This window comes from Bhargavaea massiliensis, from assembly GCF_050480245.1.
Taxonomy (GTDB): Bacteria; Bacillota; Bacilli; order Bacillales; family Anoxybacillaceae; genus Anoxybacillus.
The window spans coordinates 20,062-39,082 of sequence record NZ_JBCNEQ010000074.1; the positions used below are offsets into that span (position 1 = coordinate 20,062).

The window sequence follows — 19,021 nt, forward strand, 5'->3', positions numbered from 1 at the left end:
AAATTCGACCATTAAAAGTATAACGAAATTGTGACAAAATAACAACATTTTTTCGGAAAACATGAATGATTAAGCTGTTTTTTATGTAGGAATGTTACATCATTTTTGTAAAAGTGCTACAATAATAAGGTTGAGGTGAACACATTGTTAAGACCGATCGTAGAATTTTGTATAAGCAATTTAGCAAACGGTTCGCAGCGTGCGCTAGAACAGCTTGAAAAAGATCCGAATTTAGACATCATTGAATACGGTTGTTTAGGTTACTGTGGAAAATGCGCCAATACGCTGTTTGCGATGGTGAATGGAGAGATTGTAACGGCAGAGAATGCGGAGCAGCTCGTGGAGCGAGTTTATGCATATATGGAAGAAAATCCAATGTTTTAGGGGGCTATTGTGCCCCCTTTTTTTCTTCTCGAATTTCTTGCCAGCGGTCATAAGCCATATTGACGATTCCTTTTTCAGCGGATTCGCTTCTTCGCTTGCATAATATGAACAAAAGTCAGTGTCATGTTGAATCGGACGGATGAAGCGTGAACGAACTTTTTTTGTTGTATATGTTTGTTTGCAAACAAGACACGTGACGGTACGATCATATAAAATGTCCATCATGTTCCCTGCCTTGTATCGTTGATAGTACCATTATACCATATGTTTTTTATATTGCCTGTGACTTTTTGTATATTTGTAAAAAAGTTGTCACGTTCATCGTGACGATGTATAGTTTTATTAAACGGATACGCGGAGGGACAATATGAGAAGTTTTTCATTTACGAAAATGCACGGCTTAGGGAATAGCTATATTTATGTCAATATGTTTACAGAGCATTTAGCAGAGGAGGAGCTATCACATATTGCAAAGCGTGTAGCGAATGTGCATACAGGAATTGGTTCAGATGGACTCATTTTAATTTGTCCGTCCGATGTGGCTCCAGTGAAAATGCGTATTTTTAATAGCGATGGATCGGAAGGAAAAAACTGCGGCAACGGGTTGAGATGTGTAGCGAAATATGCATATGAACATGGCATCGTTCAAGAGGAACAATTTGTCATTGAAACGTTATCAGGTCTTGTCGAAGCTCGTGTTTTTGTGGAAGATGGGAAGGTCAATAGCGTGGAAGTCAATATGGGGAAACCCCGTTTATCTCGTGCTGAAATACCGATGGTAGGAAAAGAAACCGATGTTGTCATTGACGAACCAATTGAATTTGCAGGACATACGTATTATATGACAGGGGTGTCAATGGGGAATCCCCATGCGGTGTTTTATGTTGATCATATCGAACATGCGCCGGTTACAACGCTTGGACCGATTGTTGAGAAAGATGCTCGCTTTCCAGAAGGGATTAATGTCGAGTTTGTGGAAGTAGTCAATGAGCGTGAACTTCATTTTCGTGTATGGGAGCGAGGATCGGGTGTGACACAAGCGTGCGGAACAGGGGCGTGTGCGGCTGTTGTGGCATCGGTGTTAAATGGGAAGACGAAGCGAAATGAAGAAACGGTTGTGCATTTAGCTGGTGGCGATTTGTATATTACATGGAAAGAAAATGGCGATGTATTGATGCGTGGTGCTGCAGAAACGATTTGTACAGGTGTATACTATTATTAAAAAGGAGTGAAGTCGAATGGAACAGATCGTTATATTAACAGAAAAAGCAGTGGAGCAAGTGAAGCAGATGATGAAAGAAAGCGGAGAAGAAAACGCTTATTTTCGTGTCGGCGTTTATGGTGGAGGATGCAGCGGGTTATCTTATGCGATGGGATTTGACCACGATAAGCGTGAGGACGATCATGAGTTTGAACAAAACGGCTTGCGTATACTAATCGATAAAGAAAGTGCACTTGTATTAAAAGGAACGACGATTGATTACGAACAAACAGCGATGGGCGGCGGATTTACGATTCATAACCCGAACGCTATTGCTTCATGCGGCTGCGGTTCATCGTTCCGTACAGCGACTCATGCTGGCACGCCGGAAGAATGTTAAAAGGGCCCCCGATGTGGAGGCCTTTTTTCTTACTCAAACATTGATGTAGAATGAAGCGGTTGTACTTTTGCACTTGGATCAATATATGATTTTGCGTTATTGACTGCTGTTGGTGCTTCACCAAATCCGCAAGCAATTAATTTCACTTTTCCATCATACGTGCAAATATCTCCTGCCGCATACACGCCCGGCATATTTGTTTCCATTTTGGAGTTAACTTTAATGGAGTTTTTCTCAATTTCTAATCCCCATTCTTTAATCGGACCGAGCGAAGAAACAAATCCGTAGTTGACGATGACTGCATCAACATCAATCGTTTCGCGTGCTTTCGTTTTTACTTCTTCTAAAACGACTTGTTTGATACCGTTTTCATCTCCGATCAATTCAACAGGAACGAACGGCGTTTTTACATCAACAGACGATTTCATTAAATTTTCAACGCTATGTTCATGCGCACGGAATTTCTCGCGGCGATGTACGATGGTTACCTTTTTAGCAATTGGTTCAAGCATAAGCGCCCAGTCAACTGCAGAGTCACCACCACCGCATACAAGTACGTTTTGACCAGCAAACTTATTTAAATCGTCAACGAAGTAGTGTAAGTTTTTTCCTTCATACTGTGCAGCGCTTTCGAGCTCTAACCGACGAGGTTGAAATGCGCCGTTTCCTGCAGTAATGATGACCGCTTTGGAGTAATGAATTTCTTTATTTGTCGTCAGTTTAAATGTGCCGTCTTCTCGTTTTTCTAACTTTTCAACAGATTGTTCTAAGCAAATTGTTGGATTGAATTTGCTCATTTGTTCTTTTAAGTTGTCGATCAGTTGCTGTGCACGAATTTTTGGAAAACCCGCTACATCATATATGTATTTTTCTGGGTAAAGCGCAGAAAGCTGTCCGCCAAGCTGCGGCAAACTTTCGATAATTTTCACGCTCGCTTGACGCATCCCAGCATAAAACGCTGTAAATAAGCCGACAGGACCACCGCCGATAACGGTAATATCGTACACTTTTTGATCTTCTTTCACGTTCATTCCTCCTAAAACGTAAATTTTCATGTATTATCATACCATAAAAACTGGTTGAGTGCTTTTTTTGTTTTGAAAATTTCGACATGCGCTCGACAAAAATTATGTCCAAAAATTGAACAAATAACTCTTGAAAAAGAGAGAAAAAAAGAATAAGATGTTAACGTAGAAATGACAACTTTGTTACAAAACGTTGTATTTTTTTGGTCTGTTTCGTGAATAAATTCACAAACTCTCTAAACGATAAAAATCGTTCAAAAAGCACATGCTAAAAAAAATAAGAAAAGGTGGAAGTGGTTCGCTTGAAAAAGCCAAACGTTGTCGTACTAGGTGCAGGTTATGCTGGATTAATGACAGTGACGCGTTTACAAAAAATGATTGGCGTCAACGAAGCAAGTGTTACGCTTGTCAACAAACACGATTACCATTATGAATCAACATGGTTGCATGAGGCGGCAGCAGGAACGTTGCACCACGAGCGCGCTCGCTATGCAATTGCTGACGTCATCGACCAAAGTAAAGTAAAATTCATTCAAGATACGGTTGAAAAAATCAACCTCGAAGAAAAACAAGTGTTGCTTCAAAATCATGAACCATTAACGTATGATTATTTAGTTGTTGCGCTTGGATTCGAATCAGAAACGTTCGGTATTAAAGGCTTAAAAGAATATGCCTTTTCGATCGCCAACGTCAATGCCGCTCGTCAAATTCGCGAGCATATTGAGTACCAATTTGCGACATATAACACAGAAGAAGAAAAACGTGATGAGCGCTTGACTATTGTAGTTGGAGGCGCAGGATTTACAGGAATCGAATTTTTAGGTGAGCTAGTTAACCGTGTTCCTGAACTTTGCCGTGAATATGATGTTGATCCACATAAAGTGCGCATCATCTGTGTGGAAGCGGCGCCAACGGTTCTTCCTGGCTTTGATCCAGAGCTTGTTGAATATGCGGTAAATGTTCTTGAGAAAAAAGGTGTGGAGTTTAAAATCGGCACGGCGATTAAAGAGTGCACACCAGAAGGCATTATCGTTAGCAAAGATGACCAAGTAGAAGAAATTAAAGCAGGAACTGTTGTATGGGCAGCTGGGGTGCGCGGAAGCCGCGTTATTGATGAATCTGGCTTTGAAGCGATGCGCGGTCGCGTGAAGGTTGATCCGTTCTTGCGTGCGCCAGGCCATGAAGATGTGTTTGTTGTCGGGGATTGCGCGTTAATCATTAACGAAGAAACGAATCGTCCGTATCCTCCAACAGCGCAAATTGCAATGCAACAAGGAGAAGTTTGTGCGAAAAACTTAGCTGTATTAATTCGTGGTCAAGGTGAATTGCAACCATTTAAACCAGATTTAAAGGGAACTGTATGTTCGCTTGGTCATGACGATGCGATTGGTGTCGTATTCGGCAAGAAAATTTGGGGTACAAAAGCAAGCGTCATGAAAAAAGTGATTGACAACCGCGCCCTTTACTTAATTGGCGGTCCAGCGCTAGTTGTGAAAAAAGGAAAATTTAAACTACTATAAAACGAGCGAAGTGACGTTTCGCTCGTTTTTTCTTTACAAATCATTTATCTTTATGTATAATTATCAGAAAATTAAGAAAAAAGGAGAGATGGTTATGAATAAAACAACATGTCAGTATTGTTCGGGGAACGGTTATGTTCATGTTGCAGTTGGTGGTTCGGAAACGTGTTACTATTGCGAGGGGACGGGATTAGAAAAAGATGAAGTAGTGATAAAGCAATAATTGACTCATGTTTTCGCTTTCAGTACACTTAAAATGGTGTATTGGAGGTGAAAACGTATGGAGATGAGCATTCCTGTTTTATTCATTTCTATTTTATTGTTTTTCGTTTTATTTTTCGGTATTGGCTTTTTATTAAATATGATTTTGCGGACGACGTGGACGATGGCGGTATTAAGTCCATTTGTTTTATTATTGTGGATCGATCAAATTTCTGTAATGGACTACGTGACAAATCCATCTGCTTCTTTTATCCATGTGAAAGAGCGCATTGGATCGTTAGCAAGTGCAGATGTAATGATTTTAAGTAGCGGCATTGTAGGCGCAATCGTTTCAGGTGTTGTTATTCAGACGTTACGAAAAAAAGGATATCGTATGTTTTAAACCTTCACAATCGTGGAGGTTTTTTATTTTCCTCGCGGCTGATGTATATTTTTTTTGAATGTTGGAAAGAAATACAACCGTGGGAGGAGTGAATAAATGGGTATAAAATGGTTAAGAAGAACGACCATGGTTGTATTGTTTCTATGTGCGTTCATGACGACATTTCAATCTATATCGGGCGTTGAAGCGAAAATGCTATCGGATTGGTTTTCACCTTCACGTTTTTCTTTTTTCCCGTTCAAATCATTATTTTCAGTAGATACGTGTGAATATGTAGCTGAGCGTTTTCAAAGAAATGAAAAGCGGGCGACACAACTATCATCGCAACAAACAACAAACGAATCGTTGACGTTAGAAGAAGCATTCGATTGGTCACAGTATCCATCTGTTACTGTTGTAGCAACGGGTTACACAGCTGGAGTAGAATCAACGGGAAAAACGCCCGATCACCCGAGTTATGGCATTACATATTCGGGTGTGAGTGTAAAACGTGATTTGTACTCAACAATCGCAGCAGATTTGAACGTTTTCCCAATCGGAACAATTTTATTTATTCCAGGATACGGATACGGTGTTGTCGCAGATACAGGATCAGCAATTAAAGGTCATAAAATTGATTTATACTATGAAACAGTAGATGATGTGTATAAACATTGGGGAAAGAAAAAAGTAAAAGTATATGTCGTCAAACGCGGAGATGGGACATTATCGGAGCAAGAGATGATCGCACTAAACGAAAATGAATCAATGCAAGTGTTTCGGCAACAATATATAAAGAAAGAGGAAAAGGAAGTCGGGCTATAACCCAACTTCCTTTTTCTTCGTTATGCAACGTTTTCGTTATATGTTTGGTGTTCGTTTAGCGCTTTGTAAATGCGTGGTGCGATGACACCAGCAACAACTGATAAAATGATATCTTTTGGAAGTGGAACAAGCATCCAGCTCCAGGCCATTTTGTATGAAAAGCCTTCTGGTGCTTCAGCCCATAACTTATATGCCATGTACATCCAATTCGTTCCTACAACATAGTTAATGATCATACCGACGATTGTTGCGGTAATAAAACGCGCTATCGAACGGTTTGCGCTTTTTTCAACCAATAAGCCAGTAACGTAAGCGGCAAGAATAAAAGAAAGAATAAAGCCAAATGTTGGAGCAACGAATATCGAGAACCCTCCGTTAAAACGGGCGAAAACAGGCGCACCGAACAGTCCAATGAGCATATACACTGTCATTGCCATCGCGCCGCGTTTTGCTCCGAGAATGGCGCCGGCTAATACGCAAAAAAACGTTTGTAGCGTAATAGGAACCCCTCCGATGACAAGAAAAGGTGCCCACGATGTAATGTTTGCTCCAATCGCCATAAGCGCGGCAAACATGGCGATAAATGTTAAATCTTTCGCTTTCATTTGTTAACCTCCTTATTTTGATAGTTAACAAAATCGTAGCCGATAAAACAAAAAATGTCAATACATAAGTGACATGTACTTGTACAATATAACGGTATGGAGGGATGACAATGAAAGAAGAAGAACAATTGCTTCGCGCAAATCGATTAGGGGTGAAAGAAGATATCATTCATGTGAGTGAAACAGATGACGGACATGATTTGCGCGATGCAGCACATATTGGTGAAAAACAAATGGCGGCACCGAATTATCGCCAGTAAAGAAAAAAGGTGAGTTGACAGCACGGCGACTCGCCTTTTTTTGGAGAAAGCGTAATATGGATCGTATTTGGATTAAAGGAGATTTTCATTTCTGATTCCACACCAATGGATTGTAGTTGCTTCTGCACTTCTTCTTGTTTCGATTGTTGTGCTTTTTCCATTAATTGTTTTGCAAAAACTGGATCGTTTCCGATTTTTGTAGAAATAGCAGTTGCCTCTTTTAACAGCTTTTGCACAGCTTTTGCCGATTGTGTAAATTGCGTAATATCAACATTTGGATACATCTTTTTTCCCTCCTTGCAAGCAGTATATGATAAAAAGAAAAAAACGCTCAAAGGCGAGCGTTTTTATAAGTAACGAATGAAAATATAAGCGTGTGAAATAAGTAAAGAAATGAGCGTGAGCGGTGCCCCGATTTTTAGAAAATCAAAGTAGCTAAATCCATGTCCTTCACGTGAAGCCATGCCTGCAACGATGACGTTCGCAGATGCCCCAATTAATGTTCCATTTCCACCTAAGCAAGCGCCAAGCGCTAAAGCCCACCATAGAACGTCAATTTGTGCTGAATCCGGAGATAACCCCATACCGACTGCCATGTCTTGAATGAGTGGAATCATCGTCGCAACAAAAGGGATGTTGTCAATGGTTGCTGATGCGATTCCAGATACCCAAAGAATTAAGTAAGACGCGGCATGAATATCGCCACCGGTAATTTCTAATGCTTTTTCTGCCAAACTTTTAATGAGCCCAATATCGACGAGCCCGCCAACGAGCGTAAACAATCCAACAAAGAAGAAAATAGTTGTCCATTCGATAGAAGCAAATACTTCTTCTAAATCATGTTCTTTTACGCCGATGAGCATTAAAAGAACGGCTCCGATCATCGCAATGACCGCTGCATCCACATGAATCACCGAATGAAGCGTAAATCCTAAAATGGTTAATCCAAGGATAGTAACAGACTTTTTTAATAGCACCGCATCTTTAATATATTGTCTTTCATCAATTTTCATGAGCTGTTCGATGAGCGCTGCGTTTGATTGAAGACGTTTGCGATAAACCACGTACAAAATCGAGACAATGACTAGCGCGATAATTAAAATGACAGGACCCAAATTAAATAAAAAGTCGTTAAATGTTAAATGTTTATTTGCAGAGCCGATCATAATGTTCGGTGGATCTCCGATTAACGTTGCTGTTCCTCCGATGTTCGAAAAAAGCACTTGAGAAATTAAAAATGGAACAGGGTCTACTTCTAACATGCGTGTAATGGAAAATGTCACCGGGACAACGAGTAATACCGTTGTGACATTGTCGAGAAAGGCGGAAAGGGCAGCTGTCAGTAATGACAAAATGACTAAAATGTTAATCGGACTCCCTTTCGCCATTTTTGCAGCTTTGACTGCTACATATTGAAAAAAACCTGACTTACTCGTAATATTAACAAGAATCATCATGCCGATTAAAAGCGTAATTGTCCCCCATTCGATATGATGGGTATACGCTGCGTTCAAGTCAACAATGCCAAAAATGATCATAAAAGCAGCACCTAATAAAGCGATCACAGCACGATTAACTTTTTCTGAAATGATTATGGCGTATGTAATCAAAAAGATAGTAATAGCCGCATAATATTGAAAGTTGCTTACTTCATGAGTTATTGTCTCATGCACGTCTGTCATCCTTTCTTTTTGCAGTTTTTCACTGGCTGAATTGTTTACAAATCCAATTATATTCCTTTTTACAAAGTGAAACAATTGCCTTTATGGTATAATCGATTGATGAGACGATATACGGAAAGGTTGATTGTATGACTAACATCATATTTGGACTGTTTTTATACTTTCCAGAAGATAAAACCGAATACATTCCTGCTGCCATTTCGTTTATGGCATTTTTCATCGCTGCGGTGTTGACGATGCGATTGATTATAAAAATCTCAAAACGTCAAGAAGAAAAAGCGAAGCAATTAGAAGAACAGTTGAAAAAACAACATGTAGACGACTAATTGAACAAAAACAGGGCATAATAAGCTGTAAATATGTAGTTGGGGGGCTTATTGTGCGTCAAGTTATGCTATGCATGAGCTTATTACTTATAAGTGGTTGTATGGAAGAGAAAGTAAAAAACATCGATGTAAATATGATCAATGAAGATGGTGATTCACTTGGGACGATTCAAATGTCTCAACAACCTGAAGGAGTTAAGCTTGACATTGATTTAGAAGGACTGCCACCAGGCGAGCATGCCATTCATATTCATGATAAAGGAAAATGTAAGCCACCTACATTTCAATCAGCTGGCAAACATTTTAACCCAGAAGGAAAACAACACGGTCTTCTTCATCCAGAGGGAGCGCATGCAGGCGATTTACCAAACTTAATTGTAAAAGAAGACGGAACGGTGAAAATACAACTGATGGCTCCAAATGTGAATTTAACGGAAGAGAAAAACAGTCTAATCACAAGAGACGGAACATCCATAGTGATTCATGAAGGAAAGGATGATGGCATGTCTCAACCAGCAGGCAATGCAGGCAAGCGAATCGCATGCGGTGTTATAAAAAAACCGTAGCAGCAAGCGATTTCGACTTGCTTATTTTTTTGAAAAAATACGTGCATTTTTTTCTAAATTGTGTGAGAATTTATGGCAGGGGGGATTCATGATGAAGTTAACTGAAAAAGAAATCGAAATCGTTGAACTGTTAGAAAAAAACGCGCGATTGCCGATTGAGACAATGGCGAAAATGCTTTCTCTCCCTGTTTCGGAATTGGAGCATATGATAAAAAAGTTAGAGGAAGCAAAAGTCATTGTGCAATACGCAGCTATTGTGGATTGGCGGAAAGTGGATGGGCATGAAGGTGTAACAGCGATGATTGATGTAAAAGTGACACCGAAGCGCGGCGTTGGATTCGATGAGGTAGCTGAACGCATTTATCGTTTTCCAGAAGTCAAATCTGTATATTTAATGTCTGGCGCGTACGATTTATCCGTTGTGATTGAAGGGCGTTCCATGTCTGAAATCGCTCATTTTGTTTCTGAAAAATTATCGACGCTTGACTCTGTTATTTCAACGACAACTCATTTTATTTTAAAGAAATATAAGCATGATGGCACTGTATTTGAACAAGGCGATCAAGATCGAAGAATCGTGGTGGCTCCATGATGCGAAAGACGAAAACATACGTATCTGAAACGGTGTCTCGCTTAAAACCATCCGGTATTCGCCGCTTTTTTGATTTAGCGGCAAGCATGGAAGGGGTTATTTCACTTGGGGTCGGTGAGCCCGATTTTATTACTCCTTGGAGTGTGCGTGAGGCTTGTATTTTATCACTCGAACAAGGATATACATCATATACTGCAAACGCTGGTTTGTGGGAATTACGAAAAGAAATTAGCGATTATTTGGCGCGCCGCTTTCACGTGTTGTATGATCCGGCTGATGAAATTATTGTGACGGTCGGAGCAAGTCAAGCGCTTGACGTATCCCTTCGCGCCATTATTAATCCAGGCGATGAAGTTATTGTTGTTGAGCCAAGCTTCGTTTCGTACGCACCGCTTGTTGCGTTAGCAGGAGGCGTGCCAATTCCAATTCAAACGAGCGGAAAACAACAGTTTAAGCTTCAACCTGAACAAATTGAACAAGTTGTGACACCGAAAACGAAAGCATTAATCATTTGTTCGCCGAATAATCCGACTGGGACGGTGCTACATGCAGAAGAACTTGCGCAAATTGCCCGCATCGTAGCGAAGCACGATTTGCTTGTCATTTCGGATGAAATTTATGCAGAGTTATGTTACGACGAACAATATACAAGCTTTCCTGCCATTGCTCATATGCGAGAGCGAACAATTTTAATTAACGGATTTTCAAAAGGGTTTGCGATGACGGGATGGCGCCTCGGTTTTCTTGCTGCGCCAAAAACATTAGCTACAGCGATATTAAAAATTCATCAATACACGATGATGTGTGCTCCGACGATGGCGCAATATGCAGCTATTGAGGCGTTGAAAAACGGAGCAGCTGACGTCGAGCAAATGAAAAAAAGTTATCGACAACGACGCAACTTTTTTGTTCAATCGTTAAATGAAATTGGCCTTTCTTGTCATATGCCGGGAGGGGCGTTTTATGCATTTCCGTCTATTCAGTCAACCGGCATGACGTCAGAGCAGTTTGCAGAGCGTTTATTGTTAGAGGAAAAAGTTGCTGTCGTTCCCGGTCATGTGTTTGGTGCAAGCGGTGAAGGATATATTCGTTGTTCATATGCATCATCGCTCGAACAGTTGCAAGAGGCGATTCGGCGCATGAAGCGATTTCTTGGGCGACTATAAAAAAGCTGACACGATCGTCAGCTTTCTTTATTGATTTGAGTTCATATAACATTTGCATGACGCGTATTTTGAATCGTTGCTACCCCTACACGTACTTTCATCGCTAACTCTTGTTGTGACATATTTCGCTGTTCCCGATACGTGCGAATATTTTCACCAATTGTGCTCATTTATTCTCCCACCTCTCGCAATTTCATTTACATGTTTATCATACCATGTTCCTATTTATACTCGTGAACAAAATTAACACTTTTTAAGCGAATTATGTTACAATTTTTCAAAAAACGGGGAGTGTTTCATTTGGAGTGGAAGGAAGGTGCGATCGTTACGGGTATTGTGACGGGAATACAGCCGTACGGCATATTTGTATCGCTTGATGAACGAACACAAGGACTCATCCATATTTCAGAAATTACAGATGGATATGTAAGAAATATTTACGATTATGTGGATGTCGGACAGTCCGTTCGGGTAAAAATTATTGCGATTGATGAAAAAACGAAGCGAATTAGCTTATCTTTACGAGATGTTGATCATGAAACAATGAATATCGAAACCCCTTTAGGATTTCAACCATTGAAAATGCAACTAGAAAAGTGGATTGCAGAAGCGAAAAAACAATACAACTCACCGAGTGATCGGTGAGTTGTGTTTATGTCCTTGACATTTTTGGTTCTGTACGTCCGAGCTCTTCCGCTGGTTTAAACAGAAGTACGAGATTAATGAGCCCCGCAATTCCAACAAGAGCATAAACAATGCGAGCAAATGCCGATGCTTGTCCGCCGAAAATGGCTGCCACAAGATCGAAACGGAAAAAGCCAATGAGCCCCCAGTTAAGTGCGCCAATAACAGTAAGCAATAGTGCGATTCGTTGTAACGTACTCATGGTCATCCTCCTTTAAAACATTGTATTCACTTATAGAATGGATGATTGTTTTTGAAATATGCATAACATGAAAGAAAAAATGCAAGTTTCTTTACTTATTTGTTGATTTCATAAATAATGAAAAAAAGGAGGGATATTTATGGAAAATTTCATTTTCTACAATCCAACAAAATTGATTTTTGGGAAAGGACAAATTGAGCAATTAAAGAAAGAGCTTGTTCCGTATGAGCGTATTTTAATGGTGTACGGCGGAGGGAGCATTAAGAAAAACGGTGTATATGATGATGTCGTAGCTGTTTTTCGCTCATTGAATAAGCAGTGGACGGAGTTATCAGGTGTCGAGCCGAATCCACGGTTATCTACTGTTCAAAAAGGGATTGAGATTTGTCGAGAAGAAAACATCGATTTTATTTTAGCGATTGGCGGTGGAAGCGTCATTGATTGTGCCAAAGCGATCGCAGCTGGCGCCTTATACGATGGAGACGCATGGGATTTTATTTCGCGCAAGATAACGGTTCAACGTGCGCTTCCGCTCGGGACGGTATTAACGTTAGCCGCGACAGGTTCAGAAATGAACGCGAATTCCGTTATTACAAATTGGGAAACGAAAGAAAAATACGGTTGGAGCAGCCCAGCTGTTTTTCCACAGTTTTCGATTTTAGATCCTATGTATACAACGACTGTTCCGAAAGATCATACAGTATATGGTATTGTTGATATCATGTCGCACGTATTAGAACAATATTTTCATCATGCGCCAAATACGCCGTTGCAAGATCGGATGTGTGAAGCGATTTTACGAACAGTCATTGAAACAGCCCCAAAACTTATTGAAAACTTGCAAAACGTGGATCATCGTGAAACGATTTTATATTGTGGAACGATGGCGTTAAATGGGATTTTGCGCATGGGACTACGTGGCGATTGGGCAACGCACAATATTGAGCACGCTGTATCAGCAGTGCATGACATCCCGCATGCAGGTGGACTAGCGATTTTATTCCCGAACTGGATGAAACATGTGCTTGATGAACATATAGAGCGGTTTAAGCAACTAGCCGTTCGTGTGTTTAACGTTTATCCAGAAGGGAAAGGAGATCGTGAAATCGCGTTAGAAGGAATTGAAAAGCTTCGTGCGTTTTGGAATAGCTTAGGCGCTCCAAGTCGATTAGCTGATTATGACATTGGCGAAGAATCATTGCCACTCATAGCTGAAAAAGCAATGGCATTCGGGCCGTTTGGCAATTTTAAAAAGTTGCATCATCACGACGTCATGACGATTTTACAAGCCTCGTTATAAAGTGCGAAAAATGTCATAATGAATCCGTTTACATCGTTTTTGTCAGCTTGATTCTCGTTAGTTGTTTCGCTAAAGTGAAAGAGGATACTATCATTGAGGAGGAAACGTACATGACGCACATTCAGTTTGACTATTCAAAAGCGTTGTCTTTTTTCGGCGAACATGAACTAACATATTTGCGTGACGCAGTAAAAGTAGCACATCATGCGCTTCACGAAAAAACAGGGCAAGGGAACGACTTTTTAGGATGGATTGATCTTCCTGTCGCATACGACCGAGAAGAATTCGCTCGCATCCAGCAAGCAGCGAAAAAAATTCAAGAAGACTCTGATGTATTGCTAGTTATCGGCATCGGTGGCTCTTATTTAGGCGCTCGTGCAGCAATTGAAATGTTGCAACATTCATTTTACAATGCGCTTCCAACAGAAAAACGGAAAACGCCACAAATTATTTTCGTCGGTAACAACATTAGTTCTACATATATGCGCGATGTCATGGATTTACTTGAAGGAAAAGATTTTTCGATCAATGTCATTTCAAAATCAGGAACGACGACAGAACCTGCGATTGCCTTTCGTATTTTCCGTAAGCTCCTTGAAGAAAAATACGGAAAAGAAGAAGCTCGTAAACGCATTTACGCAACAACAGACCGTGCGCGCGGAGCGTTAAAAACGTTAGCAACGGAAGAAGGATATGAAACGTTTGTTATTCCAGATGATGTCGGTGGACGCTACTCCGTTTTAACAGCGGTTGGATTATTGCCAATTGCCGTAAGTGGAGCGGACATTGAAGCGATGATGAAAGGTGCGGCACAAGCGCGCGAAGATTTCAGCAAATCGGAGTTAGAAGAAAATATCGCTTATCAATATGCCGCGGTGCGTAACGTGCTATACAACAAAGGAAAAACAATTGAAATGCTCATTAACTACGAGCCAGCATTACAATATTTTGCAGAATGGTGGAAGCAATTATTTGGTGAAAGTGAAGGAAAAGATCAAAAAGGTATTTTCCCAGCTTCAGCAAACTTTTCAACAGACCTCCATTCTTTAGGTCAATACGTGCAAGAAGGACGTCGCGACTTGTTTGAAACGGTGCTAAAAGTGGAAACGCCGCGTCATGAGTTGACGATTGAGGCGGAAGATAACGATTTAGACGGTTTAAATTATTTAGCAGGAAAAACAGTCGACTTTGTCAACACAAAAGCGTTTGAAGGTACATTGTTGGCGCATACCGACGGGGGCGTGCCAAACTTAGTTGTCACACTACCGCGATTAGATGAATATACATTCGGTTATCTCGTTTACTTCTTTGAAAAAGCGTGCGCCATGAGCGGATATTTGCTTGGAGTCAATCCGTTTGACCAACCGGGTGTTGAAGCATACAAAGTAAATATGTTTGCCCTTCTTGGTAAGCCTGGATACGAAGAGAAAAAGGCAGAACTTGAGAAGCGTTTAAAATAACAAAAAAGAGCTTTCCCTGTATGAAGGGGAAGCTCTTTTTTTGGGCATGATACAAGCAGAGGAGGAGTGATAAACATGATTGAAATTCCGTCTAAATTAGAAGGAAAAACGTTTTTGTTAAACGTGTTAGAACAACAATTAAAACCGCTTGGTTACGTAATCGGTGGAAATTGGGATTATGATCACGGTTCGTTTGATTATAAAATGGCAGATGATGTCGGCTATCAATTTTTGCGTCTTCCATTTGTTGCTGTAGATGGACAGCTTAATTCGTATGGGGCAACGGTTGAATTGAAACGCCCATACGTCCTATGTCATAAATATCAGCGCGGATTAGACGACAACGTGCATATTGGCAATCTCAATGCTTCGTTTAATCAATTTTCTGAACCAGAAGACCCGGATGCAACGGTGCCTGATCAATATGTAGCAACAGCAAAAACATTAATCAAAGATTTAGAAGAACGGTTATTGTAAGACAATGAGCTCGTCTGTCCGTTGAATTACTATATGAGATGGTGGATTAACGGTTACATGTTGTTCATTTGCTATACCGATAAGCAATAGCCCTTCTTTTTTTAACTCGATAAGCATCGAAGCGAAAGACATGCCAATCCACTCGTCACGGATAGGTAGACGTACAATTGGATGTTTTTTAAGTTGCTCGATGTCATTTAGCACGTTTGGCGAGGAAAGACAATTTGCCATTAAGAAACTGATCCATTGATTCGTTTCAATGATTTGATCTGCCCCTGCATGTTTTGCGTTATCGACTTGCGGTGTCGTCAATATTTCTACAACGGCATATACGGATGGATGAAGCGATTTGACTGTCAAAAGAGTGACGATGGACGCTAAATCTGCTTCTGTTTCATTTTTATGTTGATTGGCGCTAATGATGACGGTGTGAGCTTCAGACACGTTCGCTTTTTTCCATATATCATCATGAGTCGGGTTTCCTTTAATGAAATGAATATGTTCCGGCACATCCCAACGTTTTAGCGTCTCGTCGATCACGACACATGGCATGTTAGAAGGCATGAAAGCAAGCAGCTGGCGAATGCGTTCGTTCCAACCGACTAAAATGACATGATTGCCTTTTGTGTAAGGGAGTTCGCCAGCTGATAAAGCGTTTTCTCTCGAAACGGCTTTGGCAGATAGGGCGGCAAAATAAGCAGAGACGAATGCAGTACCGATTAAAATAAGAGCGATGGCGACAAGTTTCCCTACCGTTGTTTGCGGTACGAAATCACCATAACCAATCGTTGTCGTTGTCACTAATGCCCACCATACGCCGTCAAATGCAGTTGAAAATGTTTTTGGTTCAACGATATGAATAGCGGTCCCAAATAAAAAAATAATGATTGTAATTGTTAAAATGGTGCGTATTAGCGGAGAAAGCCGCCAATATGAAGCAAGAAATTCATACCATCTCATTTGTTTTCCCTCCTGTTTTTATTCATTATAGACGAGATGGTGCAATTTCTTACATATTTTTCTTTATAAAAACAAACGATATAAATGAAAGGAGGGAGTCATATTGGATATGAATCGCGTGAAGCAAATCGTTTCTTCTCCAGAAGATATTCGTGTATTTTATCATGGCCAATCCGTTTGGATCGATGGGTACGATGAAGCAAAGCGAACAGCTACGGTACATATGCGTGGGCGGGAACATGAACGCCACATCGTTCCAGTAGAAGAATTAACGGAGGAGTAAACCGAAAAAAACCCTTGCATCGCAAGGGTTTTTCTTATGGAGCATACCGGGCTCGAACCGGTGACCTTCGCGCTGCCAGCACGACGCTCTCCCAACTGAGCTAATGCCCCTTTTTTCTTTTATTGTAAAAACATTTTGTTTTTTCGTCAATGGATGTTATGAGATGATTGGGATTGTTTGCATCATTGTTTCTGTGTTTTGTTCAATTGGAATCACATGATTTTCCATCCATAACAAAAAGGAAGTTGTTAATCGTGGATCAAATTGTGTGCCTGTCCCTTTTTTAATTTCCTCATAAACTTCTTCCCGTGTAAGTGATGTGCGGTACGGACGAATGCCGGTCATCGCTTCGAGTGAATCGGCTAAAGCCACGAGACGAGCGAAAAAAGGAATATTTTCTCCTTTTCGATTGTATGGATATCCTTTTCCGTCCCACCGCTCATGATGATATAAAAGAAATATGAGAAATTTTTTGTGAAACATGATAATGTTGTAATATATGTATGCCAAATAGAGGATGTTTTTTTATTTCAGCAAATTCTTCCTCTGACAACTTCCCTTTTTTGTTAAAAACGAAGCGAAAGATAAAGCGATTTTTGTAACTCGATATGAATGAAGAAAAGTGAGCTCGTCCTTTGCTGAGAGTTGGCGCATAAGAAAGCAAAGCTCCATGTTTTTTATAATAGAGGACATGTAGTTCGCCACCTATTTGATTTGAGTGTAAGTTTCATAATATATGCTAGCTTAAATGATAATGATTTTCAAGTTAAAAATTCTCAATATCTACCCCACGAATAGAGGGAATTTGATGAATAAACTCGTATACATCTGTTGTTTCTCGTTTTTGATCGACAGATACTTTCAATTCAACGAAGTGGTTCCCGTTATCTAAATCTTTAATGCGCACGGTTTTAATGCGAATATTTTGTTGTTTAATAACTTCTATTACGTCTGAAATTTTTGTTGAGTCTAATACGACCAGTTTAACAAGAAGTCCTTTTTCCCTTAGCTGTTTCGGACCAAAAACGGCTGTTACGAGCGGAATGAGCTCGACGCTAGCGATAAGAAAGACAACACCGAGAATGGCTTCGATATAAAAATTTGCTCCGACAGCAACGCCAACACCCGCCGCCCCCCAGATGAGCGCAGCAGTTGTCAAACCGGAAATGCTGTCGTTTCCGCGGCGAAGAATAACGCCCGCCCCGAGAAAGCCGATACCTGATACAATTTGGGCTGCGAGGCGAAGCGGGTCCATGTTAATATGTTCGGCTTTTGGAAATGTGTATGCTGATTCGATTGATACGATTGTTAGTAGGCAGCTCACAATCGAAATGACAAGACATGTTTTAAGGCCGATCGGCTTTCTTTTTAGTTCTCGTTCTAAACCGATAATAAGTCCAAGGATGGCAGAGATTCCAAGTTTCATAAGCACATGAGCATCCACGAGACATTCCCCCTTTTTTCAATAAGTATATTCGAAAGGACGATGAGCATGAAAGCATATATTGCATTAATTATTGGGGCATTTTCAATATCTACCTCAGCTATTTTTGTAAAATTTACAGAAGCCCCATCAGCCGTGACAGCTTTTTATCGTCTTTTTTTTGCGGTTGTTTTGATGACACCGTTGTTTGTTGCGAAGCATAGAAGAGAAACGAAAGGGATGAATCGACAAGATTGGGCTTTCGCCGCCCTATCCGGAACGTTGCTTGCATTTCATTTTATTCTTTGGTTTGAATCACTTCGTTACACATCGGTTGCAAGCTCCGTTGTTTTAGTTACGTTGCAACCACTATTCGCTTTTGTTGGTGGGTTTCTCTTTTTTAAAGAAAAAATGACAATAAGTGAATGGGTTAGTGCGTTACTTGCGATTTTAGGTAGTGTAATTATTAGTTGGGGAGATTTTCAAATAAGTGGCGAAGCGCTTTATGGCGATATGCTTGCATTAATAGCATGTGCTATGGTAACAGGTTATTGGTTAGTTGGTCAACATTTACGAAAGCAACTTACTTTAATTACATATACATACATCGTCTATGGAATTGCGTCAATTGTATTAAGTGTATATGTCGCATTGTTTCGCTATTCATTTTTTTCATACGATTTACAAGACTGGTGGTATTTCATTTTGTTGGCCGTCATTCCAACTTTATTTGGTCACTCCCTTTTTAATTGGGCGATGAAATGGGTAAATGCGGCAATGGTGTCGATGGCTATTTTACTTGAGCCAATTGGAGCGATCATATTGGCTTATATATGGTTAGATGAGAAAGTTCATTTGTCACAAGCAATCGGCTCTTTTTTTATTATTGTCGGAATAGGAGCGTATATGTTCGGGAAGCATGTAAAAAGAATTAAAAAAATAGTTGCGTTTAAAAAAAGAACGTGCTATAGTATAAAGCGTCGCTGTTATGACGAGATAACAAAAAAATATAAAAAATGTTATTGACACAAAAAGAATGATATGTTAAATTAAAAAAGTCGCTTAAACAGCGGTAAAGATGTTCCTTGAAAACTGAA

27 protein-coding genes, 1 tRNA gene and 1 pseudogene are annotated in these 19,021 nt (G+C 40.3%); 18 read left to right on the forward strand and 11 right to left on the reverse strand.

From position 1 onward, the window contains the following. Nucleotides 1-144 precede the first annotated feature (144 nt). A complete protein-coding gene (locus tag ABEV15_RS12990; protein WP_429633695.1) occupies nt 145-384 on the forward strand; it encodes a YuzB family protein in 240 nt (79 codons plus the stop codon). Between the two features lie 105 nt (nt 385-489). On the opposite strand, the pseudogene ABEV15_RS12995 reads toward ABEV15_RS12990, so the two are convergent. Continuing rightward, nucleotides 490-609, reverse strand: a pseudogene (locus tag ABEV15_RS12995) (DUF2225 domain-containing protein); the annotation flags it as partial. A gap of 142 nt (nt 610-751) precedes the next feature. Here ABEV15_RS12995 and dapF point away from each other — a divergent pair. Next, complete coding sequence (gene dapF, locus ABEV15_RS13000) at nt 752-1,606, forward strand: diaminopimelate epimerase (RefSeq protein ID WP_498853450.1); 855 nt, start codon at nt 752-754, stop codon at nt 1,604-1,606. 16 nt (nt 1,607-1,622) lie between these two features. After that, a complete protein-coding gene (locus tag ABEV15_RS13005; RefSeq protein WP_498853451.1) occupies nt 1,623-1,985 on the forward strand; it encodes a HesB/IscA family protein in 363 nt (120 codons plus the stop codon). Nucleotides 1,986-2,014: 29 nt separating this feature from the next. Here ABEV15_RS13005 and ABEV15_RS13010 read toward each other — a convergent pair whose 3' ends face one another. Beyond that, nucleotides 2,015-3,010 (reverse strand): NAD(P)/FAD-dependent oxidoreductase, encoded by a 996-nt coding sequence (locus ABEV15_RS13010; protein ID WP_429633689.1) that lies wholly within the window; start codon nt 3,008-3,010, stop codon nt 2,015-2,017. Nucleotides 3,011-3,312: 302 nt separating this feature from the next. On the opposite strand from ABEV15_RS13010, the gene ABEV15_RS13015 reads away from it, so the two are divergent. The 4 genes from ABEV15_RS13015 to spsC all read left to right on the forward strand — a co-directional run bounded on the left by ABEV15_RS13015 (nt 3,313) and on the right by spsC (nt 5,938). Beyond that, the gene (locus tag ABEV15_RS13015; protein WP_498853452.1) at nt 3,313-4,530 is read left to right on the forward strand and encodes an NAD(P)/FAD-dependent oxidoreductase; all 1,218 of its coding nucleotides are present in this window, start codon (nt 3,313-3,315) and stop codon (nt 4,528-4,530) included. Between the two features lie 94 nt (nt 4,531-4,624). Next, nucleotides 4,625-4,753, forward strand: a complete 129-nt coding sequence (locus ABEV15_RS13020; RefSeq protein ID WP_498853453.1) for a YuiA family protein — start codon at nt 4,625-4,627, stop codon at nt 4,751-4,753. 57 nt (nt 4,754-4,810) lie between these two features. Further along, nucleotides 4,811-5,134, forward strand: coding sequence for a YuiB family protein (locus tag ABEV15_RS13025; protein ID WP_429633685.1), 324 nt, complete (start codon nt 4,811-4,813; stop codon nt 5,132-5,134). A gap of 96 nt (nt 5,135-5,230) precedes the next feature. Continuing rightward, complete coding sequence (gene spsC, locus ABEV15_RS13030) at nt 5,231-5,938, forward strand: stationary phase survival protein SpsC (protein ID WP_498853454.1); 708 nt, start codon at nt 5,231-5,233, stop codon at nt 5,936-5,938. Between the two features lie 20 nt (nt 5,939-5,958). Here spsC and ABEV15_RS13035 read toward each other — a convergent pair whose 3' ends face one another. After that, a complete protein-coding gene (locus ABEV15_RS13035; RefSeq protein ID WP_498853455.1) occupies nt 5,959-6,543 on the reverse strand; it encodes a biotin transporter BioY in 585 nt (194 codons plus the stop codon). A gap of 110 nt (nt 6,544-6,653) precedes the next feature. Between ABEV15_RS13035 and ABEV15_RS13040 the strand changes: the two genes are divergently transcribed. Then, entirely contained in the window at nt 6,654-6,803 is a 150-nt protein-coding gene (locus ABEV15_RS13040; RefSeq protein ID WP_498853456.1) for a hypothetical protein, read from the forward strand. Here the strand turns inward: ABEV15_RS13040 and ABEV15_RS13045 are convergent. Next, nucleotides 6,791-7,087, reverse strand: a complete 297-nt coding sequence (locus tag ABEV15_RS13045) for a YuzC family spore coat inner layer protein (protein WP_498853457.1) — start codon at nt 7,085-7,087, stop codon at nt 6,791-6,793. The genes ABEV15_RS13040 and ABEV15_RS13045 overlap by 13 nt on opposite strands. A 63-nt stretch (nt 7,088-7,150) precedes the next feature. Further along, nucleotides 7,151-8,476: an ArsB/NhaD family transporter gene (locus tag ABEV15_RS13050; protein ID WP_498853458.1), complete on the reverse strand. Its 1,326-nt coding sequence runs from the start codon at nt 8,474-8,476 to the stop codon at nt 7,151-7,153. A 137-nt stretch (nt 8,477-8,613) separates the two neighbouring features. On the opposite strand from ABEV15_RS13050, the gene ABEV15_RS13055 reads away from it, so the two are divergent. The 4 genes from ABEV15_RS13055 to ABEV15_RS13070 all read left to right on the forward strand — a co-directional run bounded on the left by ABEV15_RS13055 (nt 8,614) and on the right by ABEV15_RS13070 (nt 11,135). Further along, nucleotides 8,614-8,811, forward strand: coding sequence for a hypothetical protein (locus ABEV15_RS13055; protein ID WP_429633672.1), 198 nt, complete (start codon nt 8,614-8,616; stop codon nt 8,809-8,811). 65 nt (nt 8,812-8,876) lie between these two features. Next, nucleotides 8,877-9,377 (forward strand): superoxide dismutase family protein, encoded by a 501-nt coding sequence (locus ABEV15_RS13060; RefSeq protein ID WP_498853464.1) that lies wholly within the window; start codon nt 8,877-8,879, stop codon nt 9,375-9,377. Nucleotides 9,378-9,468: 91 nt separating this feature from the next. Next, a complete protein-coding gene (locus tag ABEV15_RS13065; protein ID WP_429635583.1) occupies nt 9,469-9,969 on the forward strand; it encodes an Lrp/AsnC family transcriptional regulator in 501 nt (166 codons plus the stop codon). Next, complete coding sequence (locus tag ABEV15_RS13070) at nt 9,969-11,135, forward strand: aminotransferase (protein WP_498853459.1); 1,167 nt, start codon at nt 9,969-9,971, stop codon at nt 11,133-11,135. The genes ABEV15_RS13065 and ABEV15_RS13070 overlap by 1 nt, the downstream gene beginning before the upstream one ends. Nucleotides 11,136-11,176: 41 nt before the next feature. On the opposite strand, the gene ABEV15_RS13075 is transcribed toward ABEV15_RS13070, so the two are convergent. After that, nucleotides 11,177-11,305 (reverse strand): helix-turn-helix domain-containing protein, encoded by a 129-nt coding sequence (locus ABEV15_RS13075; RefSeq protein ID WP_429633667.1) that lies wholly within the window; start codon nt 11,303-11,305, stop codon nt 11,177-11,179. A 130-nt stretch (nt 11,306-11,435) separates the two neighbouring features. On the opposite strand from ABEV15_RS13075, the gene ABEV15_RS13080 reads away from it, so the two are divergent. Then, a complete protein-coding gene (locus ABEV15_RS13080) occupies nt 11,436-11,780 on the forward strand; it encodes a CvfD/Ygs/GSP13 family RNA-binding post-transcriptional regulator (protein ID WP_429633665.1) in 345 nt (114 codons plus the stop codon). 7 nt (nt 11,781-11,787) lie between these two features. On the opposite strand, the gene ABEV15_RS13085 is transcribed toward ABEV15_RS13080, so the two are convergent. Next, on the reverse strand, nt 11,788-12,021 hold the full coding sequence (locus ABEV15_RS13085; RefSeq protein ID WP_043965046.1) for a DUF378 domain-containing protein: 234 nt from the start codon (nt 12,019-12,021) through the stop codon (nt 11,788-11,790). A 139-nt stretch (nt 12,022-12,160) separates the two neighbouring features. On the opposite strand from ABEV15_RS13085, the gene ABEV15_RS13090 reads away from it, so the two are divergent. The 3 genes from ABEV15_RS13090 to ABEV15_RS13100 all read left to right on the forward strand — a co-directional run bounded on the left by ABEV15_RS13090 (nt 12,161) and on the right by ABEV15_RS13100 (nt 15,258). Next, complete coding sequence (locus ABEV15_RS13090; protein WP_498853460.1) at nt 12,161-13,321, forward strand: iron-containing alcohol dehydrogenase; 1,161 nt, start codon at nt 12,161-12,163, stop codon at nt 13,319-13,321. Between the two features lie 110 nt (nt 13,322-13,431). Beyond that, a complete protein-coding gene (locus tag ABEV15_RS13095; RefSeq protein WP_429633661.1) occupies nt 13,432-14,781 on the forward strand; it encodes a glucose-6-phosphate isomerase in 1,350 nt (449 codons plus the stop codon). A 75-nt stretch (nt 14,782-14,856) separates the two neighbouring features. Further along, nucleotides 14,857-15,258, forward strand: coding sequence for a YugN-like family protein (locus ABEV15_RS13100; RefSeq protein WP_498853461.1), 402 nt, complete (start codon nt 14,857-14,859; stop codon nt 15,256-15,258). Here the strand turns inward: ABEV15_RS13100 and ABEV15_RS13105 are convergent. After that, a complete protein-coding gene (locus ABEV15_RS13105; protein WP_429633657.1) occupies nt 15,250-16,218 on the reverse strand; it encodes a potassium channel family protein in 969 nt (322 codons plus the stop codon). The genes ABEV15_RS13100 and ABEV15_RS13105 overlap by 9 nt on opposite strands. A gap of 103 nt (nt 16,219-16,321) precedes the next feature. Here ABEV15_RS13105 and ABEV15_RS13110 point away from each other — a divergent pair, with 103 nt between their 5' ends. Then, on the forward strand, nt 16,322-16,501 hold the full coding sequence (locus ABEV15_RS13110; RefSeq protein ID WP_429633655.1) for an H-type small acid-soluble spore protein: 180 nt from the start codon (nt 16,322-16,324) through the stop codon (nt 16,499-16,501). A 37-nt stretch (nt 16,502-16,538) separates the two neighbouring features. On the opposite strand, the gene ABEV15_RS13115 is transcribed toward ABEV15_RS13110, so the two are convergent. The 3 genes from ABEV15_RS13115 to ABEV15_RS13125 form a co-directional block, all read right to left on the reverse strand. Continuing rightward, nucleotides 16,539-16,611, reverse strand: a tRNA-Ala gene (locus ABEV15_RS13115). A gap of 46 nt (nt 16,612-16,657) precedes the next feature. Further along, entirely contained in the window at nt 16,658-16,984 is a 327-nt protein-coding gene (locus ABEV15_RS13120; protein ID WP_429633653.1) for an HD-GYP domain-containing protein, read from the reverse strand. 283 nt (nt 16,985-17,267) lie between these two features. Further along, nucleotides 17,268-17,945 carry an MgtC/SapB family protein gene (locus tag ABEV15_RS13125; protein ID WP_429633651.1) on the reverse strand — a complete coding sequence of 226 codons (678 nt, stop codon included), beginning with the start codon at nt 17,943-17,945 and terminating at the stop codon, nt 17,268-17,270. Nucleotides 17,946-17,993: 48 nt separating this feature from the next. Here ABEV15_RS13125 and ABEV15_RS13130 point away from each other — a divergent pair, with 48 nt between their 5' ends. Then, nucleotides 17,994-18,950 carry a DMT family transporter gene (locus ABEV15_RS13130; protein WP_498853462.1) on the forward strand — a complete coding sequence of 319 codons (957 nt, stop codon included), beginning with the start codon at nt 17,994-17,996 and terminating at the stop codon, nt 18,948-18,950. The last annotated feature ends 71 nt before the right edge of the window (nt 18,951-19,021 follow it).

Excerpts from the sequence above, each read along its gene's own strand:
- ABEV15_RS13105 (WP_429633657.1), bottom strand. The coding sequence starts at position 16,218 with ATGAGATGGTATGAATTTCTTGCTTCATATTGGCGGCTTTCTCCGCTA.
- ABEV15_RS13090 (WP_498853460.1), top strand. The coding sequence starts at position 12,161 with ATGGAAAATTTCATTTTCTACAATCCAACAAAATTGATTTTTGGGAAA.
- ABEV15_RS13055 (WP_429633672.1), top strand. The coding sequence starts at position 8,614 with ATGACTAACATCATATTTGGACTGTTTTTATACTTTCCAGAAGATAAA.
- ABEV15_RS13085 (WP_043965046.1), bottom strand. The coding sequence starts at position 12,021 with ATGAGTACGTTACAACGAATCGCACTATTGCTTACTGTTATTGGCGCA.
- ABEV15_RS13070 (WP_498853459.1), top strand. The coding sequence starts at position 9,969 with ATGCGAAAGACGAAAACATACGTATCTGAAACGGTGTCTCGCTTAAAA.
- spsC (WP_498853454.1), top strand. The coding sequence starts at position 5,231 with ATGGGTATAAAATGGTTAAGAAGAACGACCATGGTTGTATTGTTTCTA.
- ABEV15_RS13130 (WP_498853462.1), top strand. The coding sequence starts at position 17,994 with ATGAAAGCATATATTGCATTAATTATTGGGGCATTTTCAATATCTACC.
- ABEV15_RS13005 (WP_498853451.1), top strand. The coding sequence starts at position 1,623 with ATGGAACAGATCGTTATATTAACAGAAAAAGCAGTGGAGCAAGTGAAG.
- ABEV15_RS13025 (WP_429633685.1), top strand. The coding sequence starts at position 4,811 with ATGGAGATGAGCATTCCTGTTTTATTCATTTCTATTTTATTGTTTTTC.
- ABEV15_RS13095 (WP_429633661.1), top strand. The coding sequence starts at position 13,432 with ATGACGCACATTCAGTTTGACTATTCAAAAGCGTTGTCTTTTTTCGGC.
- ABEV15_RS13075 (WP_429633667.1), bottom strand. The coding sequence starts at position 11,305 with ATGAGCACAATTGGTGAAAATATTCGCACGTATCGGGAACAGCGAAAT.
- ABEV15_RS13065 (WP_429635583.1), top strand. The coding sequence starts at position 9,469 with ATGAAGTTAACTGAAAAAGAAATCGAAATCGTTGAACTGTTAGAAAAA.
- dapF (WP_498853450.1), top strand. The coding sequence starts at position 752 with ATGAGAAGTTTTTCATTTACGAAAATGCACGGCTTAGGGAATAGCTAT.
- ABEV15_RS13040 (WP_498853456.1), top strand. The coding sequence starts at position 6,654 with ATGAAAGAAGAAGAACAATTGCTTCGCGCAAATCGATTAGGGGTGAAA.
- ABEV15_RS13100 (WP_498853461.1), top strand. The coding sequence starts at position 14,857 with ATGATTGAAATTCCGTCTAAATTAGAAGGAAAAACGTTTTTGTTAAAC.
- ABEV15_RS13035 (WP_498853455.1), bottom strand. The coding sequence starts at position 6,543 with ATGAAAGCGAAAGATTTAACATTTATCGCCATGTTTGCCGCGCTTATG.
- ABEV15_RS13020 (WP_498853453.1), top strand. The coding sequence starts at position 4,625 with ATGAATAAAACAACATGTCAGTATTGTTCGGGGAACGGTTATGTTCAT.
- ABEV15_RS13120 (WP_429633653.1), bottom strand. The coding sequence starts at position 16,984 with ATGTTTCACAAAAAATTTCTCATATTTCTTTTATATCATCATGAGCGG.
- ABEV15_RS13060 (WP_498853464.1), top strand. The coding sequence starts at position 8,877 with ATGCTATGCATGAGCTTATTACTTATAAGTGGTTGTATGGAAGAGAAA.
- ABEV15_RS13045 (WP_498853457.1), bottom strand. The coding sequence starts at position 7,087 with ATGTATCCAAATGTTGATATTACGCAATTTACACAATCGGCAAAAGCT.